This window comes from Micromonospora zingiberis (genome assembly GCF_004331455.1).
Lineage (GTDB): Bacteria > Actinomycetota > Actinomycetes > Mycobacteriales > Micromonosporaceae > Micromonospora > Micromonospora zingiberis.
The window spans coordinates 115304-137532 of record NZ_SJJR01000004.1; the positions used below are offsets into that span (position 1 = coordinate 115304).

The 22229-nt window shown below is 71.4% G+C and carries 17 protein-coding genes; 6 read left to right on the forward strand and 11 right to left on the reverse strand.

Features of this window, described 5'->3' with window-relative positions:
- The first annotated feature begins 14 nt into the window (after positions 1-14).
- The 5 genes from E0H26_RS08195 (at position 15) to E0H26_RS08215 (ending at position 7216) form a co-directional block, all read left to right on the forward strand.
- Positions 15-2513, forward strand: a complete 2499-nt coding sequence (locus tag E0H26_RS08195; protein WP_131302815.1) for an ATP-binding cassette domain-containing protein — start codon at positions 15-17, stop codon at positions 2511-2513.
- A 40-nt stretch (positions 2514-2553) separates the two neighbouring features.
- A complete protein-coding gene (locus E0H26_RS08200; RefSeq protein ID WP_131302817.1) occupies positions 2554-3492 on the forward strand; it encodes a cupin domain-containing protein in 939 nt (312 codons plus the stop codon).
- Positions 3485-4372 carry an NAD(P)-dependent oxidoreductase gene (locus tag E0H26_RS08205; protein WP_131302819.1) on the forward strand — a complete coding sequence of 296 codons (888 nt, stop codon included), beginning with the start codon at positions 3485-3487 and terminating at the stop codon, positions 4370-4372. Before E0H26_RS08200 ends, E0H26_RS08205 begins: the two co-directional genes overlap by 8 nt.
- Before the next feature lie 139 nt (positions 4373-4511).
- Entirely contained in the window at positions 4512-5840 is a 1329-nt protein-coding gene (locus tag E0H26_RS08210) for a M24 family metallopeptidase (protein ID WP_240742064.1), read from the forward strand.
- Positions 5840-7216, forward strand: a complete 1377-nt coding sequence (locus E0H26_RS08215; RefSeq protein ID WP_131302824.1) for an NADP-dependent succinic semialdehyde dehydrogenase — start codon at positions 5840-5842, stop codon at positions 7214-7216. The genes E0H26_RS08210 and E0H26_RS08215 overlap by 1 nt, the downstream gene beginning before the upstream one ends.
- 73 nt (positions 7217-7289) lie before the next feature.
- On the opposite strand, the gene E0H26_RS08220 is transcribed toward E0H26_RS08215, so the two are convergent.
- Positions 7290-7790, reverse strand: coding sequence for a VOC family protein (locus E0H26_RS08220; protein ID WP_131302826.1), 501 nt, complete (start codon positions 7788-7790; stop codon positions 7290-7292).
- A gap of 337 nt (positions 7791-8127) precedes the next feature.
- Here E0H26_RS08220 and E0H26_RS08225 point away from each other — a divergent pair, with 337 nt between their 5' ends.
- Positions 8128-8721 carry a nucleotidyltransferase family protein gene (locus E0H26_RS08225; protein ID WP_131302828.1) on the forward strand — a complete coding sequence of 198 codons (594 nt, stop codon included), beginning with the start codon at positions 8128-8130 and terminating at the stop codon, positions 8719-8721.
- Between the two features lie 166 nt (positions 8722-8887).
- On the opposite strand, the gene E0H26_RS08230 is transcribed toward E0H26_RS08225, so the two are convergent.
- The 10 genes from E0H26_RS08230 to E0H26_RS08275 all read right to left on the reverse strand — a co-directional run bounded on the left by E0H26_RS08230 (position 8888) and on the right by E0H26_RS08275 (position 22213).
- A complete protein-coding gene (locus tag E0H26_RS08230) occupies positions 8888-10285 on the reverse strand; it encodes a GH1 family beta-glucosidase (protein WP_131302830.1) in 1398 nt (465 codons plus the stop codon).
- Between the two features lie 76 nt (positions 10286-10361).
- The gene (gene yicI / locus E0H26_RS08235; protein ID WP_131302832.1) at positions 10362-12593 is read right to left on the reverse strand and encodes an alpha-xylosidase; all 2232 of its coding nucleotides are present in this window, start codon (positions 12591-12593) and stop codon (positions 10362-10364) included.
- Positions 12590-13465, reverse strand: a complete 876-nt coding sequence (locus E0H26_RS08240; protein WP_131302834.1) for a carbohydrate ABC transporter permease — start codon at positions 13463-13465, stop codon at positions 12590-12592. Before E0H26_RS08240 ends, yicI begins: the two co-directional genes overlap by 4 nt.
- Positions 13465-14439, reverse strand: coding sequence for a carbohydrate ABC transporter permease (locus E0H26_RS08245; RefSeq protein ID WP_131302837.1), 975 nt, complete (start codon positions 14437-14439; stop codon positions 13465-13467). The genes E0H26_RS08240 and E0H26_RS08245 overlap by 1 nt, the downstream gene beginning before the upstream one ends.
- Positions 14440-14518: 79 nt before the next feature.
- Complete coding sequence (locus E0H26_RS08250; protein WP_131302839.1) at positions 14519-15817, reverse strand: ABC transporter substrate-binding protein; 1299 nt, start codon at positions 15815-15817, stop codon at positions 14519-14521.
- A gap of 37 nt (positions 15818-15854) precedes the next feature.
- Positions 15855-16970 carry a LacI family DNA-binding transcriptional regulator gene (locus E0H26_RS08255; RefSeq protein WP_131302841.1) on the reverse strand — a complete coding sequence of 372 codons (1116 nt, stop codon included), beginning with the start codon at positions 16968-16970 and terminating at the stop codon, positions 15855-15857.
- 346 nt (positions 16971-17316) lie between these two features.
- Positions 17317-18126, reverse strand: coding sequence for a metal-dependent hydrolase (locus tag E0H26_RS08260; RefSeq protein ID WP_131302843.1), 810 nt, complete (start codon positions 18124-18126; stop codon positions 17317-17319).
- Between the two features lie 182 nt (positions 18127-18308).
- Complete coding sequence (locus tag E0H26_RS08265; protein WP_131302845.1) at positions 18309-18896, reverse strand: DUF1707 SHOCT-like domain-containing protein; 588 nt, start codon at positions 18894-18896, stop codon at positions 18309-18311.
- Between the two features lie 57 nt (positions 18897-18953).
- On the reverse strand, positions 18954-19631 hold the full coding sequence (locus E0H26_RS08270) for a response regulator (protein ID WP_131303186.1): 678 nt from the start codon (positions 19629-19631) through the stop codon (positions 18954-18956).
- A gap of 5 nt (positions 19632-19636) precedes the next feature.
- The gene (locus tag E0H26_RS08275) at positions 19637-22213 is read right to left on the reverse strand and encodes a sensor histidine kinase (RefSeq protein ID WP_131302847.1); all 2577 of its coding nucleotides are present in this window, start codon (positions 22211-22213) and stop codon (positions 19637-19639) included.
- Positions 22214-22229 lie beyond the last annotated feature (16 nt).

A 22229-nucleotide genomic window follows, 5' to 3' on the forward strand; every position in this document is an offset into this window, starting at 1 on the left:
TGGACGTCCACGACATGACGACCGTACGGGACCCCCTGCTGACGCTGACGGGGATCGTCAAGCAGTACCCGGGCGTACGGGCCCTGGACGGTGTGGACCTGGCCGTGTTGCCGGGCCAGGTCCACGCCGTGCTCGGTGAGAACGGCGCCGGCAAGTCCACCCTGGTCGGGGTGGCGGCCGGCTCCGTGACCCCCGACGCGGGCCGGATCACCCTCGGTGGCCGGGACCACCCGGCCCTGACGCCCGCCCTCGCCCGGGAGAACGGCCTCGCGCTGGTGTACCAGACCCCGGCGCTGGCCGGCAGCCTGACCGTGGCCGAGTCGATGCTGGTGCTCCTGCCCGAGCAGGTACGCCCCACGGTCGACGCGGCTGCCGCGTGGACCGCCGAGCACCTGCGCGAACTCGGCCTGGACATCGGCGCCGACCAACTGGTCAGCGAGCTGACCGCGCGGGAGGCACACCTGGTGGAGATCGCCGCCGCGCTCGCCACCCGGCCCCGCGTGCTGGTCCTCGACGAGCCGACCGAGGCCCTCGGCCCGGACGAGACGAACTGGCTGTTCGACCGGATCCGGCACCTGGTGGCGGACGGCACCGCCGTCGTCTACATCACCCACCGGATTCCGGAGATCCGCGAGATCGCGCAGACCATGACGGTGCTGCGCGACGGGCGGGTGGTCGGCGGCGGCCCGGTCGGCGACCACACCGACGAGCAGATCGTCGAGATGATCGTCGGTCGGTCGCTGGACACCACCTTCCCCGCCAAGCCCGACCTGGCCGGCGCCGACGTCGTCCTGGCGGCCGAAGGATTGCGCGGTGCCGGCTTCGACGAGCTGACCGTCCAGGTGGCGGCCGGCGAGATCGTCGGCTTCGCCGGGGTGGAGGGCAACGGGCAGCGGCAGGCGCTGCGGGCCCTGGCCGGCCTGGTGCGCTCGCACGGCCGGGTCACGGTCGCCGGCCGCCCGGTCGCGCTCGGCAGCCCGGCGGCAGCGGCCCGGCAGGGCATCACCTTCCTCTCCGGCGACCGGCTGCGCGAGGCGGTCTTCGGTGACCTCAGCATCCGGGAGAACATCGACGCGCTGGCGCTGCCCCGGGTGTCGCTGCTGCGTACCCTCCTGGTGCCCGGCCGGGAGCGGGCGCTGGCGGGGCCGGCGGTGGCGGCGCTGCGGGTCAAGGCCGCCAGCCTGGAAACCCCGGTCGGCACCCTGTCCGGTGGCAACCAGCAGAAGGTGCTGCTCGCCCGCGCCAGCATCGGCGATCCGACCGTGCTGCTGGTCGAGGACCCGACCCAGGGGGTCGACGCCGGGGCCCGGCTGGAGATCTACCGGGTGCTGCGGGAACTGGCCGCGCGGGGCACCGCGGTGGTCGTGCTCTCCACCGACGCGGTGGAACTGGAAGGGCTCTGCGACCGGGTCCTGGTCTTCTCGCGGGGGCGCATCCACGCGGAACTCTCCGCCGCCAACCTCTCCGAGCGGGACATCACCGGGGCCGCGGTGCTGGCCACCGAGCACGCGGTGGCCGCACCGGAACCCCAGGCCCGGCCGGCCAACCGGCGGAAACTGCTGGGTGGCGAGTCGCAGGCAGTACTGATGCTGGTGCTCACCGTGCTGCTCGCCACGGTGACCGCGGTGCAGGCACCGACCTTCCTCAGCACGCTGACCGTCGGGCAACTGCTGCTGGCCACCGCCTCGCTGGCGCTGGTCAGCCTGGGACAGCTGGTGGTCGTGATGACCGGCGGGATCGACCTGTCGGTGGGCTCGGTGGTCGCCCTGTCGGTGGTCGCCGTGTCGTTCTTCGGCGCGGGCCCGCCCGGGTACTTCGCCGTCGGCGTGCTGGTGGCACTCGCCGCCGGAGCCGCCGTCGGCCTGTTGAACGGGGTGCTCGTCTCCCGGGTCAACCTGCCACCGGTGGTGGCCACCCTGATCACCTCGATCGGCGTGGTCGGCGCGGCGCAGCTGCTGCGCCCGCTGCCCGGCGGGCAGGCCGATGACCTGCTGCTCGCCGCGCTGGGCACGACGGTCGCCGGGATTCCGGTGGTGTTCGTGATCGTGGTGCTGGTGGGCGTCGGCGGGCACCTGCTGCTGCGTCGGGCGCGCGCCGGCCGGGCGCTGCGGGCCACCGGGTCGAACCCGGTCTCGGCGTCCAGGATGGGCGTGGCCGTCGCCTCGACCCGGTTGCTGGCGTACCTGCTCGGCGGCGCGCTGGCGGCCGCTGGCGGGGTCGCGCTCTACGCGCAGACCGGCATCGGTGACGCCTCGACCGGGCAGGCGCTCACCCTCGCCTCGGTGACCGTGGTGGTGCTGGCCGGCGCGAGCATCTTCGGCGGCACCGGGTCGGCGTTGGCCGTCCTCGCCACGGCCCTGTTCGTCCAGACCATCACCAGTTCGTTGAGCTTCCTGTCGGTCAGCCTCGCCTGGCAGTACTGGATCCAGGGCATCTTCGTGGTCACCGCGGCGCTGGTGCCGCTGGTGCGTACCCGCCGCCGACGCGCCCCCGGCGCGGCGGTGTCGGCCTGAGCCGACCGAGTAGCACGACGCGAGAGAGAAGGGCAGCTCCATGTACCACGTGACCCGCATCGACGATGCGCTGGCTCGGGAACCGGACGACTACCGGGGCCACAGTGTCGGCTTCCGGCGGCAGGACCTCATCGGCCGCGAGTACGGCTCGCACCACATGACGATGAGCGTCGCCACCCTCGACCCCGGTGGCCGGATCGACGCCACCGTGCACTCGTACGAGAAGAGCCTCTGGCTGCTCGACGGCGAGCTGACCCTGACCATGCTGGGACAGACCCTCGTGCTGCGCCGCAACGACTGCGCCGTGGTGCCGGTGGCCGTGGCCCACCAGCTCAGCACCGCCGACGCCGGTGCCCGCTGGCTGGAGATGTCGGCGCCGGTGCGGCTGCTGTTGGACAACCGCCGCAAGGACACCTTCTTCCTGGCCGGGGACCTGGCGGCGGGCCAGGTCGAGACGGTGGACCTGCGCGACCCGCGCAACCGCAACTTCTTCCGGTTCGACGACGACTCGATGGACCTGGGACGGCTGTCGCGGGGCAGCGACCCGACCGCACCGGAGGTCTCCGCGAGCATGGCCACCGCGCTGCTGGCGTACAGCGGCATCAGCATCCGGATGCTCGCCGACCAGCGGCTCAACGCCCAGCTGCACACCATGTTCATGGTCGAGTACGCGCCCACCGCCGCGGCACACCCGCACGACCACCCGTTCGAGGAGGCGTACGTCTTCACCGAGGGGGAGACCGAGGCGGTGGTCGAGGGCAACCGCTTCGTGCTGCGCCCCGGCGACGTGCTCTGGACCGGATCCGGTTGCGAGCACGCGTTCTACAACCGCACCGACGGGCGGACCCGGTGGATCGAGACGCAGGCGCCGCAACCACCGGCGCAACACTCGTACCGGTTCAGCCGGGACTGGGAGTACCTGGGCGACCGGCTCTGCGCCGGCGTGCGGATCGACCCGAAGGCGGCCGGCGATGAGTGACCAGGTCGGTCTGCTGGGCACCGGACGGTTGGGTACGGCGATCGGCCAGCGGTTGATGCGTACCGGGAACGAACTGGCGGTGTGGAACCGGACGCCGAGCAAGACCGCGCCGCTCGTCGCCGACGGCGCGGTGGCCGTCCCCACCGCCGCCGACCTCGGCAACCGCCCGGTGGTCTTCGTGGTGGTCTCCGCCTCCGCCGACCTGCTGGCCGTCCTGGGTGGCCCGGACGGTCTGCTGGCCCGCCCGAACGGGCTGCGGGTGGTGGTGGACTGCTCGACGGTGTCGGAGACCGCGTCCGCGCAGGCCCGCCAGCTTGCCGCCGACGCCGGGGTGGGGTTCGTGGCCGCCCCGGTCAGCGGCAACGCCGCGGTGCTGGGCGCCGGCCGGGCGTGCTTCGTGGCCTCCGGCCCGGCGGCACAGTACGCCGTCGTGGAGCCGCTGCTGAACAGCGTCGGCCAGTCCGCCGTGCGGGTCGGCGACGGTGAACAGAGCCGGCTGGTCAAGCTCTGCCACAACCTCTATCTGGGGATGCTGGTGCAGGCGTTGGCCGAGGTGACCGCGCTGGCCGAGAAGGGTGGCGCGGACCGCGAGGCGTTCCTGCGGTTCCTCGGCCAGACCGTGGTCGGGTCCCCCTGGGTGCGGGACCGGGCAGCCGCGCTCGTCGCCGAGGACTGGACCCCCACCTTCACCAACGTGCTGCTGCGTAAGGACTTCGACCTCGGGCTGGCGGCGGCGCGGGAGCACGAGGTGCCGATGGCCGTGGCGGGCCTGACCCACCAACTGATCCAGGCGGCGGTCGGCCGGGGCCTGGGGGAGCAGGACCTGCTTTCCCTCTTCGCCGTGCAGGCCGAGGCGTCGGGGCTGGACCTTCAGCGCTGAGGGTGCGGCGGCACGGACCGCCCGGCCGCGACCGAATCCGCCACCGGCGGCGGCGCCGCGACCGGGGCCACCACGGGTGGCGGACCAGAACCAGAACAAGGAAGCGAGAACACCGATCATGGGGACTGCCACGTTTGGCTTGAACGTCGTCGACTGGGAGAACCGCGTCGACATGGACCGGCTGCGCCGCGAACGGCTGGCCCGGCTCAAGCGCCAGCTCGACGAGTCGTCGGTAGGTGCCTTGCTCACCTTCGACTTCCACAACATCCGGTACATGACGGCCACCCACATCGGCACCTGGGCGATGGACAAGCTGATCCGTTTCGCCCTGCTGCCGCGCGGTGGCGAGCCGGTGCTGTGGGACTTCGGTTCGGCCGCCCGCCACCACCAGCTGTACGCGCCGTGGCTGGACTACCGCACCGGTGACGACGTGGCCGAGGCGGCCCGGGGCACCAGCGGCGCGCGGGCGGGCATCTCCGTGTTGCGGGGCGCGTTCCACCCGGACTCCGGCGTCGCCGAGGCGGTCGCCCAGAAGATCTACGAGGAGCTGGAGCGCTACGGCCTGCACACCTCGCCCGTCGGCGTGGACGTGCTGGAGATGCCGATCCTCAACGCCCTGCGCGCCAAGGGGATCGAGGTCGTCGACGGCCAGCAGGTGTTCCTGGAGGCGCGGCGGATCAAGACGCCGGACGAGATCACTCTGCTGACCACCGCGGCGTCGATGGTGGACGCCGCGTACGACGACCTGTACGGCTTCCTGCGCCCCGGGGTCCGCGAGAACGAGACCGTCGGCCTGGTCGCCAAGCGCCTGTACGACCTCGGCTCCGAGCACGTCGAGGGGGTCAACGCGATCTCCGGTGAGCGTTGCTCGCCGCACCCGCACGTGTTCAGCGACCGGCTGCTGCGCCCCGGTGACCCGGCCTTCTTCGACATCCTGCACAGCTTCATGGGCTACCGCACCTGCTACTACCGCACCTTCGCGGTGGGCAGTGCGTCCCGGGCCCAGGTGGACGCGTACAAGCGCTGCCGGGAGTACATGGACCGGGCGATCGAGCTGGTGAAGCCGGGGGCCACCACCGCCGACATCGTCAGCGTGTGGCCCACCGCCCAGGAGTTCGGCTTCGCCGACGAGGAGGCCGCGTTCGCCCTCCAGTACGGCCACGGCCTGGGCCTGTCCATCTGGGAGAAGCCCATCTTCAGCCGGCTGGTCTCGCTGGATCACCCGGAGGTGCTGGAGGAGGGCATGGTGTTCGCGTTGGAGACGTACTGGCCGTCGGCCGACGGGGTGGGTGCCGCCCGGATCGAGGAGGAACTGGTGGTGACGGCCGACGGCGCCGAGGTGATCACCAAGTTCCCGGCCGAGGAGTTGCTGGTCGCCGGCCAGCGCTACTACACGACCGCCGGTGCGTTGCCGACCCAGCGCCACGCCCAGTCGCACGTCAACAACCGGGTCGGGGGCGACGCCTGATGGCCATCGCGACGCGCGATCCGGCCACCGGGATCGTCGAGCGGACCTTCGCGCCGATGTCCGACGAGGAGGTGGAGCGGGCACTGGCCGACGCGGCCGGGGCAGTGGTCGCGTTGCGGCGTACCACCTTCGCCGACCGGGCCGCCTGGATGCGCGCCGCGGCCGACCTGCTGGAGGCCGACGCGCCGACGTTGGCGGCCACGATGACCCGGGAGATGGGCAAGACCCTCGCCTCGGCCGAGGCGGAGGTACGCAAGGCGGCGCACGGCTGCCGGTACTACGCCGAACACGCGGCGGCGATGCTGGCGCCCGAGCCGGCGGACGCCCCGGCGGTCGGTGCCGCCGCGGCCTACTCGGTGTACCAGCCGCTGGGGGTGGTGCTCGCGGTGATGCCGTGGAACTACCCGGTCTGGCAGGTGCTGCGGTTCGCCGCGCCGGCCCTGATGGCCGGCAACGCCGGCCTGCTCAAGCACGCCTCGAACGTGCCGCAGACCGCCCTGTACCTCGGCGAACTGTTCACCCGGGCGGGTTTCCCGGCCGGCGCGTTCGGCACCCTGCTGATCGGTTCGGCGCAGGTCGAGCGGGTGCTGCGGGACGAGCGGGTCGCGGCGGCCACGTTGACCGGCAGCGAGGCCGCCGGCCGGTCGGTCGCCCGGATCGCCGGTGACGTGCTGAAGAAGACCGTGCTGGAACTCGGCGGCTCCGATCCGTACCTGGTGCTGCCGAGCGCCGATGTCGCGCGGGCCGCCGCCACCGCGGTCCGGGCCCGCTGCCAGAACAACGGGCAGTCCTGCATCGCCGCGAAACGGTTCATCGTGCACGCCGAGGTGTACGACGAGTTCGTCGCGGCCTTCACCGAGGGCATGGCGGCCCTGCGGGTCGGTGACCCGGCCGATCCGGACACCGACGTCGGGCCGGTCGCCACCGAACAGGGCCGCGCGGAACTCGCGGAACTTGTCGCCGACGCGGTGGCCAAGGGCGCGACGGTGTTGACCGGCGGCGAGGCGCCGGCCGGACCCGGCTGGTTCTATCCGCCCACCGTGCTCGCCGATGTCGATGCCACGATGCGGCTGTACCGGGAGGAGACGTTCGGCCCGGTGGCCGTCGTCTACCGGGTGGCGGACCTGGCCGAGGCGCTGGAGTTGGCCAACGGCACCGCCTTCGGTCTCGGTGCGGTGGTCTGGACCACCGACGAGGCCGAACGCGTCCGCTGCGTCGCCGAGTTGGAGTCCGGCGCGGTCACCGTCAACGGGATGACCACCTCCTACCCGGAGCTGCCCTTCGGCGGGATCAAGACCAGCGGGTACGGCCGGGAACTGGCCGCCGTGGGCATCCGCGAGTTCTGCAACCTCAAGGCGGTGTGGGTGGGCCGCTGATCGGGCCAACCCGGCGCGAAGGGCCTTCCACCGACCCCACCGGGACGTACGCCGGTGGGGTCGGTGGGCCTGCTCAGTCGGTACGGGCGTGGCGCGCCCGGTCGAACGCCTTTCCGTCCGGGTAGGACACCAGCTCGAACTGCATCCCCCAGGGGGCGAGGAAGTAGACCCAGCGCTGGCCCTGGCTCGGCCCGGAACTCGCGGTCGGTGTGCCGAGCACGGTCACGCCGTGGGCACGCAGGTGTGCCACGGCGGCGTCCAGGTCGTCGACGTAGAGGGCCACGTGGTGGCCGCCGATGTCGCTGTTGCGCGGCTGCTCCGGCCGCTGGTCCGGCGCCTCGTAGTGGAAGACCTCGAAGATCGCCTGGCCGCCACAGCGGTAGAAGTCCAGCCGGCGCATCACCGTCCGGGGGTGTACGGCCAGGTGGTCGGCCATCCAACCGTCGTCGTGCCGGAACGGGCCGACCGAGTAGAGGTACTCGCAACCGAGCACCTCCACCAGGAACCGCCGGGCCTGATCGAGGTCGGGCACGGTGAACCCGATGTGGTCCACCCCGCTCAGCCCAGGCAACATCTCGCACCTCCATATGGATCCATCATCTCCCTTCATAGCAGGGCGGATCCGGAGAAAATAGGGGTGCCGGGTGGTAATTCTGGATCCATTTGTGTCGGCGCTCGACGGCGGCGCCAATCGAGGTCGGCGGGGCGGGTGGGTGGGCACCGGCACGCCGGCTATTACATATCCGCGAATTTGAAGAAAGATGGGCTAGATAGCCAACTTGTGCGATTTGCCCCGCTACTCTCGTCCGGCCGCATCGTTGCAATCGGTGTGCGTCGGATGGACGGACAGCACCACGGTGCCTGCCCGGTCCCACTGTGGAGGGAGCGCAGCTCTGAACCGGATCGCAGGAATGATCATCGCTGCGGGGGGCGGTCGCCGGATCGGCGGCCCCGAAGCCCTGCTGCACCAGGGCGGCAAACCCCTGGTCGACCAGATGATCGACACGCTGACGGAGGCGGGCTGCGGGCAGATCGTGGTCGTACTCGGCGCCGCGGCCAACCAGGTCCGCGAGACCGCCGACCTGAGCCGCGCCACGGTGGTGGTCAACCGGGCGTGGGGCACCGGGGTCGGCTCGTCGATCCGCGCCGGCCTGGCCGGAATCGACGACGACCAGATCGAGGCGGTGGTGGTGGTGCCGGTCGACATGCCCGGGTTGACCGCCGCCGCGGTCCGCCGGGTGATCGCGCTGCCCTTCCCCGATGTGCTGGTCTGCGCCACCTACAACGGCCTACGCGGCTACCCCATGCTGTTCGGTCGTCGTCACTGGGCCGGCATCGCCACCCTGGCCAGCGCCGACGTCGGCGCCCGCCCCTACCTGCTGGCGCACAAGGACCAGATCGTCGACATCGCCTGCGACTCGGTCGCCGACGGCAGCCGCGTGGACACCCCCGAGCTGATGGCCCTCTACGGCCTCTCCGTCCCCGAACAACGCATCGGCGCCTGACCCCACCCCACCCACCCCACCCCACCCCACCCCACCCACCCCGTCGATCATGGACTTCTGGTCGCCGGGATGGGGTGAATGCCCCTTTCGCGGGGACCGGAACTGCATGATCGACGCGCGATGTGGGTGGGGTTGGGGGTGGGGTGGGGGTCAGGGGGTCAGGGGGTCAGGGGAGGTGGTTGGTGGTGGTGAGGGTGCGGTACCAGTGGGCGGAGTCTTTCCAGGTGCGCTGCTGGGTCTGGTAGTCGACGTGGATGATGCCGAAGCGGCGGTCGTAGCCGTACGCCCACTCGAAGTTGTCCAGCAGCGACCAGACGAAGTAGCCACGTACGTCGGCACCGGCGGCCATCGCGTCGTGCGTGGCGGCGATGTGTCGGCGCAGGTAGTCGATCCGGCGGTCGTCGTGGATCGCGCCGTCGGGGGAGACCACGTCGTCGAAGGCGGCACCGTTCTCGGTGATCATCATCGGCAGGTCGGGGTGTTCCCGGTGCAGCCGCAGCAGCAACTCGGTCAGGCCGGCCGGCTCGATGTTCCAACCCATCGCGGTGTACGGGCCGGGCTGCGGCAGGAACTCGACCTGCTCCGAGCCGACCCAGGCCGAGTGCGCCGAACGGCCGTGCCCGTCCGCGTCCGACTTCGGTGACACCCCGTCCCAGGCGCGGACCAGGGTGGTCGAGTAGTAGTTGACGCCGAGCACGTCAAGCGGCACCGCCGCGGTCTGCTCGTCGCCGTCGCGGACGAACGACCAGTCGGTGACCCCGGCGGTGTCGGCGAGCAGGTCCGCCGGGTACGCGCCGTCCAGCATCGGGCCGAGGAACGCCCGGTTCGCCAGCGCGTCGATCCGGCGGGCCGCGTCGGCGTCGGCCGCCGAGTCCGAGGCCGGGCGGATCACGTGCAGGTTCAACGTGACCGACAGCTGCGCCGCCGGAGCCAGCTCGCGGATCACCCGGCCGGCCAGGCCGTGCGCCAGGTTCAGATGGTGTACGGCGGCCAGCGCGGCGGCCGGCTCGGTGCGCCCCGGCGCGTGCACCCCGGAGGCGTAACCGAGGTACGACGAGCACCACGGCTCGTTGAAGGTGGTCCAGGTGTGCACCCGGTCGCCGAGCGCCCCGACGATCTTCTCCGCGTAGTCGGCGAACCGCGCCGCGGTGTCCCGCGCCGGCCAGCCACCGGCGTCCTCCAACTCCTGCGGCAGGTCCCAGTGGTAGAGCGTGGCCACCGGCCGGATGCCGAGTTCCAGCAGCCGGTCCACCAGCCGGGAGTAGAAGTCCACCCCGGCCTGGTTCACCGGCCCGGAGCCGCCGGGCTGCACGCGCGGCCAGGCGATGGAGAACCGGTACGCCCCGAGCCCGAGCGCGGTCAACTGCTCCAGGTCGTCGGCCCAGCGGTGGTAGTGGTCCGCCGCCACGTCACCGGTGTCCCCGTTCAGGGTGCGACCCGGGGTGTGGCTGTAGGTGTCCCAGATCGACGGTCCCCGGCCGCCCTCCTTGGCCGCCCCCTCGATCTGGTACGCCGCCGTCGCCGAACCCCAGACGAAGCCCTCGGGAAACACGATCTCGCTCATGCCGGCTCTCCGCTTCGCTGCGTGCCGGCATGAGGCACAAGCACGCTGAATTGATGGTTCGCTCGCTGACGCTCGCTCACTTCGCCACCTCCGTGACCTCGCAGCCGTATCCGGACGAGACCCCGGCCACCAACTCGGCGGTGGCCGTACCGTCCTGGTAGTGCACCTCGAACTCGGTGCCCGGACCACCGTCGGGCGACGGGATCCGGACCCGGGTGCGTTGCCCGGACGCCGGGGCGTACAGCCGCAGCTGCACGCCGTCGGCCCACGGATAGTCGGGCCGGTCGGTGACCGAACCGAACGGGATGACCGAGCCCGGCCGGGCCAGCACCGGCACGGTGTCGAAGCCGTGCTTCTCGCTCACCCAGCCCGGGCCGGTGATCTGCGCGCCGGTCATCAGGTTCGTCCAGGTGCCGGCCGGCACGTAGTAGGTGACCTCCCCGTCGGCGCTCATCACCGGCGCGACCAGCAGGTCCGGGCCGAGCATGTACTGCCGGTCCAGGTACGCGGCGGTCGGGTCGTCCGGGAACTCCACGACCATCGGCCGCATCACCGGTATCCCCTCGCGGTGCGCCTCGTCGGCCGCCGCCGCCAGGTACGGCATCAGGCTCAGCTTGAGCCGGGTGAACCGGCGCAGCACCTCGACCGCCTCGTCGTCGTACGCCCACGGCACCCGGTACGAGCCGGAACCGTGCAGCCGCGAGTGCGAGGAGAGCAGCCCGAAGGCGATCCAGCGCTTGAAGACCGCCGGATCCGGGGTGCCCTCGAAACCGCCGATGTCGTGGCTCCAGTAGCCGAAGCCGGAGGCGGCCAACGACAGCCCGCCGCGCAACGACTCGGCCATCGCCACGAAGGTGGACTCGCAGTCGCCACCCCAGTGCACCGGGAACTGCTGCCCACCGGCGGTCGCCGAGCGCGCGAAGACCACCGCCTCGCCCTGGCCGCGCTCGGTCTCCAGCAGCTCGAAGACGGTCTTGTTGTAGAGGTGGGAGTAGTAGTTGTGCATCCGCTGCGGGTCGGCGCCGTTGTGCCAGACGACGTCCGTCGGGATGCGCTCACCGAAGTCGGTCTTGAAGCAGTCGACGCCCATGTCGAGCAGCACCTTGAGCTTGTCGGCGAACCACCGGGCGGCGTCCGGGTTGGTGAAGTCGACGAGCGCCATGCCGGCCTGCCACTTGTCCCACTGCCAGATCGACCCGTCCGGGTTGCGGACCAGGTAACCGGCCTGCCGGCCCTCCTCGAACAGGTACGACCGTTGGGCGATGTACGGGTTGATCCAGACGCACACCTTGAGGCCGCGCTCGTGCAGCCGGCGCAGCATGCCCTCCGGGTCGGGGAAGGTCGCCGGGTCCCAGATGAAGTCGACCCAGTGGAACTGCCGCATCCAGAAGCAGTCGAAGTGGAACACCGACAGCGGCAGGTCCCGCTCGGCCATCCCGTCGATGAACTCGGTGACCGTCTTCTCGTCGTACGAGGTGGTAAACGAGGTGGACAGCCACAGCCCGTACGACCAGGCCGGCACCCGGGCCGGGCGGCCGGTCAGCGCGGTGTAGCGGCGCAGCACGTCCTTCGGGGTGGGACCGTCGATCACGTGGTAGGTGAGCGACTGCCCCGGCACGCTGAACTGGGTCTGCGACACCACCTCGGAGCCCACCTCGAACGACACGTGCTCCGGGTGGTCCACGAACACCCCGTAGCCGGCGCTGCTCAGGTAGAACGGCACGTTCTTGTACGCCTGCTCGCTGGCCGTGCCGCCGTCGGCGTTCCAGATGTCGACGGTCTGGCCGTTCTTCACGTACGCGCCGAACCGCTCGCCCAGCCCGTAGATCGTCTCGCCGACGCCGAGGGCCAGCCGGTCGTGCACGTACTTGCCACCCTCGGCGTCGGTGACCACGCCGATGCTGCGTTCGGTGGACGAGGTGACCAGCCGGTCGCCGCGCAGGAAGTCGACCCGCCACGGCCCGGTCAGCGCCACCCGGACGGTCAACTCGCCGGTGGTCAGCCGCGCGCTGAGCCCGGTGACCTCCACCTGCACCGGGTGCCCGCCGTCCTCGGCGAGCGCGAAGCGGGGCTGCTTGGGCAGCCCGCCGCTGTGGTGGCCGACGGTCACCCCGACCACCCCGGGGGCGGGGGAGAAGAATCGTACGGTCACCACCGGGCGGTTGAGGGTGTCCCCCCGCCCGGTGATCTTGCCGATGGGTGCGAAGACGGTGAACGAGCGCTCGTCGGGCTCCACCGATTCGACCGCGCCGGGTCGCAACACGGTGACGCCGGGCCGCAGTTGCCAGTACCCGTCGGTGAACTTCACTTGTCGGCTCCTGCCGTGATGCCACGCGCGAGGGTGCGCTGGAAGATGAGGAAGAACAGAATGGCCGGGAGCAGGCTGAGTAGCGCCCCGGCGTTGGTGGTGGGGGCGTCCATCAGCCGGTCGCCCTGCAACGAGGCGAGCGCGACGGGGACGGTCTGGGTCGAGTTGTCGATCAGCATGACCAGCGGGATCAGGAACTCGTTCCAGGTCCAGATGAAGAAGAAGACCAGCAGCACCGAGATGGTGGGCCGGATGTTGGGCAGCACCACCCGCCACAGGATCCGCCACTTGCCGGCACCGTCGAGCGCGGCGGCCTCCAGCAGCGTACGGGGGAACGCGCCGAGCACCGAGGCGAGCAGGTAGGTGCCGAAGGCGGCCTGGATGACGGTGAAGATGATGATCACCGCGAGCCGGGTGTTGTAGAGCCCGGCCTCCTTGGCGAAGTGGTACAGCGGGTAGATCAGCGCCTCCTGCGGCAGCATGTTCGCCAGCAGGAACAGCCCGATGATCCAGAGCCGCCCGCGTACCCGGCCGATGCCCAGCGCGTACGCGCTCAGCAGCGACACCACCACCGCGAGCACCGCGACGGAGCCGGAGATGAGGATCGAGTTCCACAGCTTGACCGGGAAGTCGACCTGCTCCCAGTAGGTGCGCAGCCCGGTGGTGTAGAACTCCGTCGGCCAGCTCAACGGCCCGTTGGTGGAGTAGTCACCGGGCGACTTGAAGGCGTTGAGCAGCATGAACGCGAACGGCACCAGCATCGCCAGCGCGGCGGCGGTGACCAGCACGAGCACGATCCACCGGCCGGCACCGCGATGATGCCGGTCGGGCCGGCGGTGGGTCACCCGCGGCGGGGTGAGGGTGACGGCCATCAGAGCGCTCCGTCCCGTCGTTCGGCGCGGTTCTGCGCCCGGATGAACAACACCGCCACCACCACGATGATCAGCGTCAACACCATCGAGATGGCCGAGCCGTAACCGACGTTGAGTCGCTTGAAGAAGGTGAAGTAGGCGAAGTACGAGGGCACGTTGGTGGCGTTCTCCGGGCCGCCCCGGGTCAGCGCGTAGATCGGGCCGAACACCTTCATCGCGGCGATGGTGCAGGTCAGGCCGACCACGAAGGTCTCCGGCCGGATCTGGGCCAGGGTGATGGCGCGGAACCGCCGGAACCACCCCGCCCCGTCGATCTCCGCGGCCTCGTACAGCTCCGGGTTGACCCGCTCCAGCGCGGCCATGAAGACGACCACCGGGTAGCCGATCTGCACCCAGATCATCACGGCCATCACCACGGGTAGCGCGGTGCCCGGGTCGCCGAGCCAGTCGTGGCTGAGCGCGCCGAGCCCGATCGCGTCGAGCAGCCCGTTGAGCGCGCCGTCGGGCCGCAGGATCCAGCCCCACACGATGCCGGCCACCACGACCGGCAGCACCTGCGGCAGATAGAACGCGGCCCGCAGGGCGGCGGCGGTGCGCGGCCGGAACCTGCGGCCGATGGTGTCGAACAGCACCGCGGCGAGCACCAACCCGACCAGGGTGGGCACCACCACCATCGCGATGATCATCGCGACGGTGTTCTTGAACGAGGTCCAGAAGACGTCGTCGGTCAGCAGGTTGCGGTAGTTGTCCAGCCCGACGAAGGTCGGGTCGCCGACCCCGGACCACTTGGTCAGGGACAGGTAGCCGGTGTAGACCAGCGGGCCACCGATGACGAGCAGGAACAGCAGCGCGCCGGGCAACAGATAGAGCCAGTACGCGGCGTCGGGGCGCGACGGCCGGCGTTTCGGCCCGGTCGTCGGGTCAGGAGGCGACGTGCTCGCCCGGGGGCGGGCGGCGGTGTCGGGCGAAGCCATGGCAGGTCCTTCCACGCCGGGGGGGCGGGCGTACCGGTGACCCGGTCACGCGGGACCGACGCCCGCCCCCGGTCGCCGCTCAGTCGCGCTTGATCTCCGCGACGCCGTCCTGGTAGGGCTTGGCGATCGCGTCGAGGACCTGGTCCGGCGTCTTGGACTGGTTGATCAGGCTCTGGAAGCCGGAGACCAGCACGTCGTAGTAGCCGGGCACCGGCCAGTCGGGGTAGAAGGCCAGGCCGTCCTGGGAGCTGATGGCGTTGAAGTTCTCGATCAGCTTGCGGTCCTTGGCGTCGCTGATCGTCGCCGGGTCACCGGAGACCGGTACGCCACCGTTGTTGCCGATCAGCGCCTGGATCTCCGGACGCAGGGTGATGTCGATGAAGTCGTACGCCAGGTTCTTGGCCTTGCTGGTCTCCGGAATCACCCAGAGGTTGCCGGACGAGCCGGCGTGCAGGGTGTTGCCGGGGAACAGGAAGCTGTCCCAGTCGAACTTGATCTCGCTCTTGAACCGGCCGTACCACCAGCTACCGGAGACGATCATCGGCGCCTTGCCGGAGATGAAGGCGGTGCCCATGTCCTCGGCCTTCAGGCTGGCCGAGTTCTTGGCGATGTAGCCCTTGCCGACCCACTCGGCGAAGGTCTCCGCGCCGTACTTGACCGGGTCGGCCTTGAAGTCGACCGGGTTGGCGTACAGCTGGTAGTTGTTCACGAACGCCCGGTCGGCGCGGGAGAGGGCGAGCTGGTAGAACAGTTGCCCGGCCGGGTACTCGGCACCGGACATGCCCAGCGGCGTCACGCCCTTGGCGACGAAGGTGTCCATCGCGGCGGTGAACTCGGCCATCGTCGTCGGCACGCTGACCCCGTGCTCGGCGAACAGTTCCTTGTTGTAGTAGACCATCACGTACTCGCCGTAGTTCGGCACGCCGTACCAGTTGCCCGAGCCCATCACGCCGTTGTCGTACCGGGCGGTGGTCTGCAGGCTGGGGCTCAACGCCTTGTCCCAGCCGCGCTTGGTCGCCTCCTCGGTCAGGTCGGTGAGCAGCCCCTGCGAGGAGAGCAGGCCCGAGGTGGCGTTGCCCTTGTTGTACTCCATGATGTCCGGGCCCTCGGACGAGTTGATGATCATGCCGGCGTTCTGCTGGATCTGCTCGAACGCCTTGCGCTCGAAGCGCACCTCGACGCCCTCGTGTTCTTCCTTGAAGATCTCGATCGCCCGGTCCCAGGCGATGCCCATCGCACTGTTGGCGCTCTCGTAGTGCCAGAGCTTCAGGACGTTGGCGCTGCTGTCTTCGCTGTCGCCGCCGCCGCAGGCGACGAGGTTCGTCGCCGTGAGCGCGGCCACCACGGCCGCCACGGCTACTCTGCGGAATCGGTGCATTGCTAGTCTCCCTGACGAGTATCGAGCCGGTACTCCCTCAAGCCCGTCGTCGCGTGGCAGCGCGGCGGCGGGCTGCTTCGGTGCTCGGAACCGTCGGCTCGTCGCCGTCGGCTCCCGTGTTACCTGCGGTGTTGCTCCCCGTACGCGGTGGGCCGCTCGAACCGCGCACCTGTAGCGCGCACGGCAGCAGCTGTTGGTGGATCTCGCCGTTGGCGTTGTCGACGTGCCGCAGCAGCGTCTCGATGGCGATCCGGCCGAGCGCCGACCCGGGCGAGTTCATCGCGGTCAGCGCCGGGGTGGCCAGCTCGGCCACCTGTGGCGAGGTGACCATCGAGACCACCGAGACGTCGTCGGGCACGCTCAGGCCGCGGCCGCCCAACTCCCCGAGCAGGCCGAAGACGGCGTTCTCGTTCATCGCGATGATCGCGGTCAGGTCCGGCGCCTGCCGCAGGGCGGTGGCCAGCGCCGTGCGCCCACCGGCCGCGCTGTCCTCGGCGGGGATCATCAGCGGCTCCAGCCCGTGCCCGGTCATCGCGATGGTGAACGCGTCCCGGGTGCGCGTCGCCGGGCCGTAGCCCTCGGCGATGGTGCCGGCGGAGTGGTTGACGTAGACGATCCGGCGGTGGCCGAGGGCGACCAGGTGCCCGACCGCCTCCTCGACGGTCTGGTCGAAGTCGATGTCCACGTACGACAGGTCGGTGGTGTCGGCGGTGCGACCGATCAGCACCAGCGGCAGGCCCAGCTCCCGCAGCACGTCCACCCGTGGGTCGTGCAGCTGCACCTCCATCAGCAGCGCACCGTCGAGCATCCGCTGGCTGGCCAGCCGCCGCAGCTCGTCGAGGTCGCCGACGCCGATGGGGGAGAGCACCAGGTGGTAGCCGGCGACGCTGGCGGCGGCCGCCGCGCCGGTGACGAAGGCGGTCTCGGTGGCGCCCAGGCCGCGTTCGTCCATCGGCAGCAGCAGACCCAGGATCCGGCTGCGCCGGCTGGCCAACCCGCGTGCCATGGCATTGGGCTGGTAGTCCAGCTCGGCCATGGCGGCGAGCACCTTGTCGCGGGTGGCCTGGGAGATCGGGCGGGCGCCGGTGAGCACGTACGACACCGTGCTGACCGACACCTGGGCGAGGCGCGCGACGTCCTGCATGGTGGCCATCGGGCACCTCCCTCACGGGCTTGTCGAAGCGCTTCGACTAAGCGGTTCGACAGAAGGTAGGTCACGTGTTACAGCCACGTCAATAGCCAATGACGAACCGACGTCGGACCGTGCGCCCGGCCTCCGCCGCCCTTGTTGCCGGGCGCTCTTGTGCTCCGGCCGTGATTTCACCGAGAAAGGAAGATTTCGGTGTGAAATCAGCGCGCGTGGGTGGTGGGCCGGGGGTGGGTCCGGTGGCGGTGCGTGCGACATGTCGCCCCGCATCCCGAACGGCCGAGCCCGGGGCGACGCGATCCGCACCGGCCGGAGAACGTGCCGCCGGAGCGGGTCCGCCAGCAGGTCGCGGTCAGATGTCGAGGTTGAACTTCTGCAACACCGAGGGGGCGACCAGCCCGAGCGTGGCCAGCACCGAGACGATGGTGAGCCCGGTTCGCACGAAGACGATCTCGACCCGGCCGCCGGCCCGCAGCGCGATCTTGTCCGGCAGGCTGATCGGCGTCCACATCCGGCGCTTGATCGGAATCGGCCAGAGGATCGGTACGCCGGCTCTGGTGATCATGTCGCCGATGATGTGCACGAAGGCACCCACGCCGACCGCCAGGCCGATCATCGGGTAACCCCGGTCACCGGGCAGGTTCGCCGCGGTGAAGACGGCTGCGCCGGCCGAGACCAGGGTGACGATGAGCCAGCCCGCGCGCTCGGCCCACTTGTCGAACAGGCCGCGCAGGGCGAGGCCGATCATGAAGAACAGGATGCCGATCACCGCCCACTTGCCGTACGTGGCGCAGAGCGTGGTGGTGCCCCAGCCGAGCAGCACGGTGAACGGGATGGTGTGGGTCAACGTCCGGTGACCGTTGTTGCGTTTCGGGTCGCGGCTGAGCTTGGTGGCGTAGTAGACGCCCAGCGATACTTTCTCCACCACCTCGGCGACGAACAGCGAGAAGACCCCGAAGGTGCGGGCCACCGTCGCGCCGCCCTGGTTGCGGGTGACCTTGCCGGACAGGTCGAGGTCGGGCAGCAGTGCGCCACCGGCACAGACGGCCGTGCCGACGGCGAGCGCCAACGGCGACTGCTCGTAGTCGTAGAAGTGCTGGAGCGCCCAGGACCCGCTCAGCCATACCGCCGCGCCAGACAGCGCGTGCGACGGACCCATCATCTCGGCTCGCCCTCCCCAGGGATCTTGAGCGCCAAACTACGCCACTGTAGTTCTCGGCGGCACCAGGGGGATCACCCGGATGGGTCCACACTGGACAGTGTCCGGGCGCGGCCGGCGGGCCGCGCCGACCACCAGGGATTATGGCAGCGGCAGGTCGCCAGAGCGGGCGAAGTGTCGGCAGATCACCACCAGCGCTTGCGGGGCGGTCGGACGGTCACGTCACCGAAGATCACCCGGCAGCGGACCTCGACCACCGGGCCGCCCGGGGTGACCGGACCGGTCAGCTTGGACTTCTTGCTCCCGAAGATCGCGCTGCCGGTGAGCCGCACGTCGGTGCCCTCCGGCACCACGATCGTGACGCTGCCGAAGATCGCGTCCGCCTCGATGGTGGTGACCTGCCGGGACAACCGGGACTCGTGCAACTCGATCCGGCAGTCGCCGAACACGGCTCGGGCGTCGACGTGCTCCGGCACCGCCCAGGCGCCCTTGCGTACCTCGCTGCCGAAGACGGCCAGCAGTTTCTCCGACGCCGGGGCGAGCGCGCCGCCCGGCCGGGCGGGGGAGCGGCCGGGCACACCCGGCAGGTCCGTGGTCAGCCGGGCCAGTTCGCCACGGGTCTGCGCGGCGTGGGCGGCCCCGGCCCGCTCCGTGTACTCGTCCAGGGTCAGCCGGCCCTCGGCCGTCGCCTTGCCGAGCAGATCCACGACCTCCTCCCGTTCCCGGTCGGAGACGCGTAGCCGGTCGTCGTCGTTGTGCCGTTCCCACTCCACGCGCCGAGCCTACTGGCGCCCCGCACGCAGCCGGACAGCCCAGCCAGCCATTCAAGATCAGCTGTACCTGATCCGCCCCGGGAGGACCAGGCCCAGGTCGTACGCGAGGATCGTGGCCTGGACCCGGTCACGTACGCCGAGCTTGGTGAGCAGGCCGTTGACGTGGGTCTTCACCGTGCCGGTGGCGACACCGAGGCGACCCGCGATCTCACTGTTGGACAGTCCACCCGCGACCAGGAGCAGCACTTCCCGCTCCCGGGGAGTCAACCCGGTGACCGGCGACGGGCGATCCGGCGCGGGCGCGACGAACCCGCCGTTGGCGAAGGCGTCGATCAGCCGACGGGTCACCGGTGGGGCCAGCATGCCGTCACCGGCCGCCACCACCCGGACGGCGGCGATCAACTCGTCCGGCTCGGCGTCCTTGAGCAGGAATCCGGAGGCGCCGACCCGCAGGGCGCGGAACACGTACTCGTCCAGGTCGAACGTGGTGAGCACCAGCACCCGGGGACCGTCGCCGGCGGCGGTGAGCAGGCTGGTCGCGGTGAGCCCGTCCATGCCGGGCATCCGGATGTCCATCAGCACCACGTCCGGGGCCATCCGTCCGGCCAGTTCGACAGCGGCGGCGCCGTCGCCGGCCTCGCCGACCACGGTCAGGTCGGGCTCGGCGTCGAGGATGGCGACGAAGCCCGCGCGCACCACTGGCTGGTCGTCGACGACCAGCAGTCGGATGGACATCTTGGTCAGCTCCTGGGGGTCGGGACGGTCGGCAGCCACAGGTCCACGGTGCCGGGGCCGGTGGTGATCGACCCGCCGAGGCCGGCGGCGCGGGCGGCGAGGCCGGCCGCGACCGGGCCAGCGGTGGCCGAGGGTACTCCGGACACGGAGATCGCGAGTCCGTCGACCCGGTAGTCGAGCCGGACTCGGGCCGGGTCGGGATCGCCGGCTCCGAGGGCCCCCTCGACGAGCCGGTAGGCCGACAGTTCGACGGCTGCCGGGATCCGGGGTGGGTCGGCGGGCCGGTCCAGGTCGACCGGGCGGCCGCCGTTCCGGTACCGGGCACAGAGGTCGGCGAGCGCGGCCAGGGCGGGTTGCGGGCCGTCGTGCAGACCACTGAGCAGTTCCCGCATGCCCGCCAGCGCGGCCCGGGCCGCGGCAGCCACCGCGTCGAGCCGCGCTGTCCGGGATTCCGCACCGGCCGGCTCGCCGTCGACGGATGGCGGCACGGAGGCGTCCGCCGCCGGTCCGCTGTGCCCCGGTGGCTCGGCCACGGGGTCCGCGGCGGCCACCAGCCGGGCGGTATCCCGCAGGACGGCCTCGTGCAGTCCGTGACCGATCCGGATCCGTTCGGCGTGTACCTCGGCCACCACCCGGGCCGTCGCGGCGGCGAGCGCGTCGTGTTCCTGGTCGTCGACGCGGTCGTGCCGCCGCCGCATCGCCCGGCCCACCCCGTGGGCGGCGAGCAGCGGACCGGTGAGCAGCAACGCGGTCACGAACCCGACGAGGACCGCGGCGAAGAACGTGGCGAGGAACAGGGCCAGGGTGGACGCCTCCGGATCCGCTATCTGGGTGCCGCCGGCGGCGGCCACGGTCGCGGCGGCCACCACTGCGAACCCGCCGGCCGCGACGGGTACCGCCAACCAGTTCGGTACGCCACGTCGGGTGGCGTACCGGCCGACCGCGTACACGGCCGCCACCTCGACGCAGGCACCGAACATCAGCCCGAAGAGGGCCAGTTCGGGCAGCAGGTCCAGGCCGATCACCAGTGGCCACGGCAGCGCCGCCAGCAGGGCCGCGCCGAGTGCGAGCCACGGCGCGCGGCGACGCAGCAGCAGCGGTGCGGCGCGTCCGATCAGCAACAGGGCCAGCAGGGCGAGGCCGACGGGATCCACCTCGGCCGGCGGCTCCTCGCCGGCCAGCGACAGGCCGAGCGGGAAGACCACGCACCCGGCGACCACGATGACGTCGGCCAGGCGTGCGCCACGCAGCCGACTGCGGGCGGTCAGCCAGCCGGCCAGGCCGGTGGCGGGCCGGAGCCGTCGGGCGGCGCCAACCTCCGCCGAATCCCGGCCGGGATCTGGTGGCATGGTGTCGTCGGATGCGGCGACCGGGCCGGCCGGCACCAGCGGTTCGGCCGCCGGCAGGATCGCGTGTACCCGCCAACCGCCCGCCGGGGCCGGTCCGGCGCTCAGCCGACCGCCCAGTTCAGCCGCTCGCCCAGCGGCCCCGGCGAGTCCGCGACCGGACCCCAACGAGCCGGCGGTGGCCGACCGGGACCCTGGCCCACCGGTCTGGGCCTCCGATGGCGGGTTTCCGTCGTCCGACGCGCTCGGCCGCGGTCCGGCGTTCACCACGTCGACGTCCAGTCCGGTCGGGCCGTACCCGAGCCTGACCCGCACCGGCGCGCCGGGTGCGTACCGCAGGGCGTTGGTCAACGCCTCCCGCACGATCCCGTAGGCGGCTTCGGTGGCCGCCGGTGGTGGACCTGCCGGCGGCAGGTCGGACTCGACCGTGATCGGCTGGCCCAGCCGCCGGAAGCCGGCGGCGAGATCGAGGATGCGTTCCGCCAGTGGCGTGCCGTCCTGCCGTTCGACGTCGCGCAGCACGGTGACCAGTTGGCGCAGCGCGGCAAGGGTCTCCCGACCGGTGTCGGCCGCGAAGCCGAGCGCCTGTGTGGTCAACTCGGGCCGCCGGTCGGCCAGTCGTCGGGCCGCGGTGACCGTCACGACGATCGCGGTCAGGTGGTGGGCGCTGACGTCGTGTAGCTCTCGGGCCAGCCGGTGCCGTTCCACCGTGGCGGCCCGTTGCCGGTCGGCCTCGGCCCGGGCGAGGCGTTCGGCGGCCCGGTCGCGGGCCAGCCGCCACCGGCGCCGGCCCCGACCGAGGCCGGCCACGGCCAGGTAGACCAGGGCGGCCAGCACGAGCAGGGCGACGTACTCCAGGACGGCACCCAACTGGTGCCAGCTCAGTACGCCCTCCCGGGCGGTGCAGGCGAGGACGGCGATCGCCGTGACCCGGTGGCTCCGGTGTACGGCGACCGAGAAGAGCGCGACGAGATCCGCGACGCTCAGCACGAGCAACGCGTCGACGGGGGTGGCCAGGTGCCCGACCGTGAGACCGAGGAGCACGCCGGTCAGCGCCGCGACCGGCGCGCCCCGCCGGACGGCGAGAGCCACGGCCACCAGCACGGTGGTGGCCAGCGCGACCGCCACCGGGCCGGCGGCGGGCGCGTCGCCACGCAGCACCGGAACTCCCGGCCAGACGGCCAGTTGGCAGCCGGCCAGCAGGCAGGGCAACAGCCAGTCCCGGTTCGGTCTCATCGGGGTACGACGATAG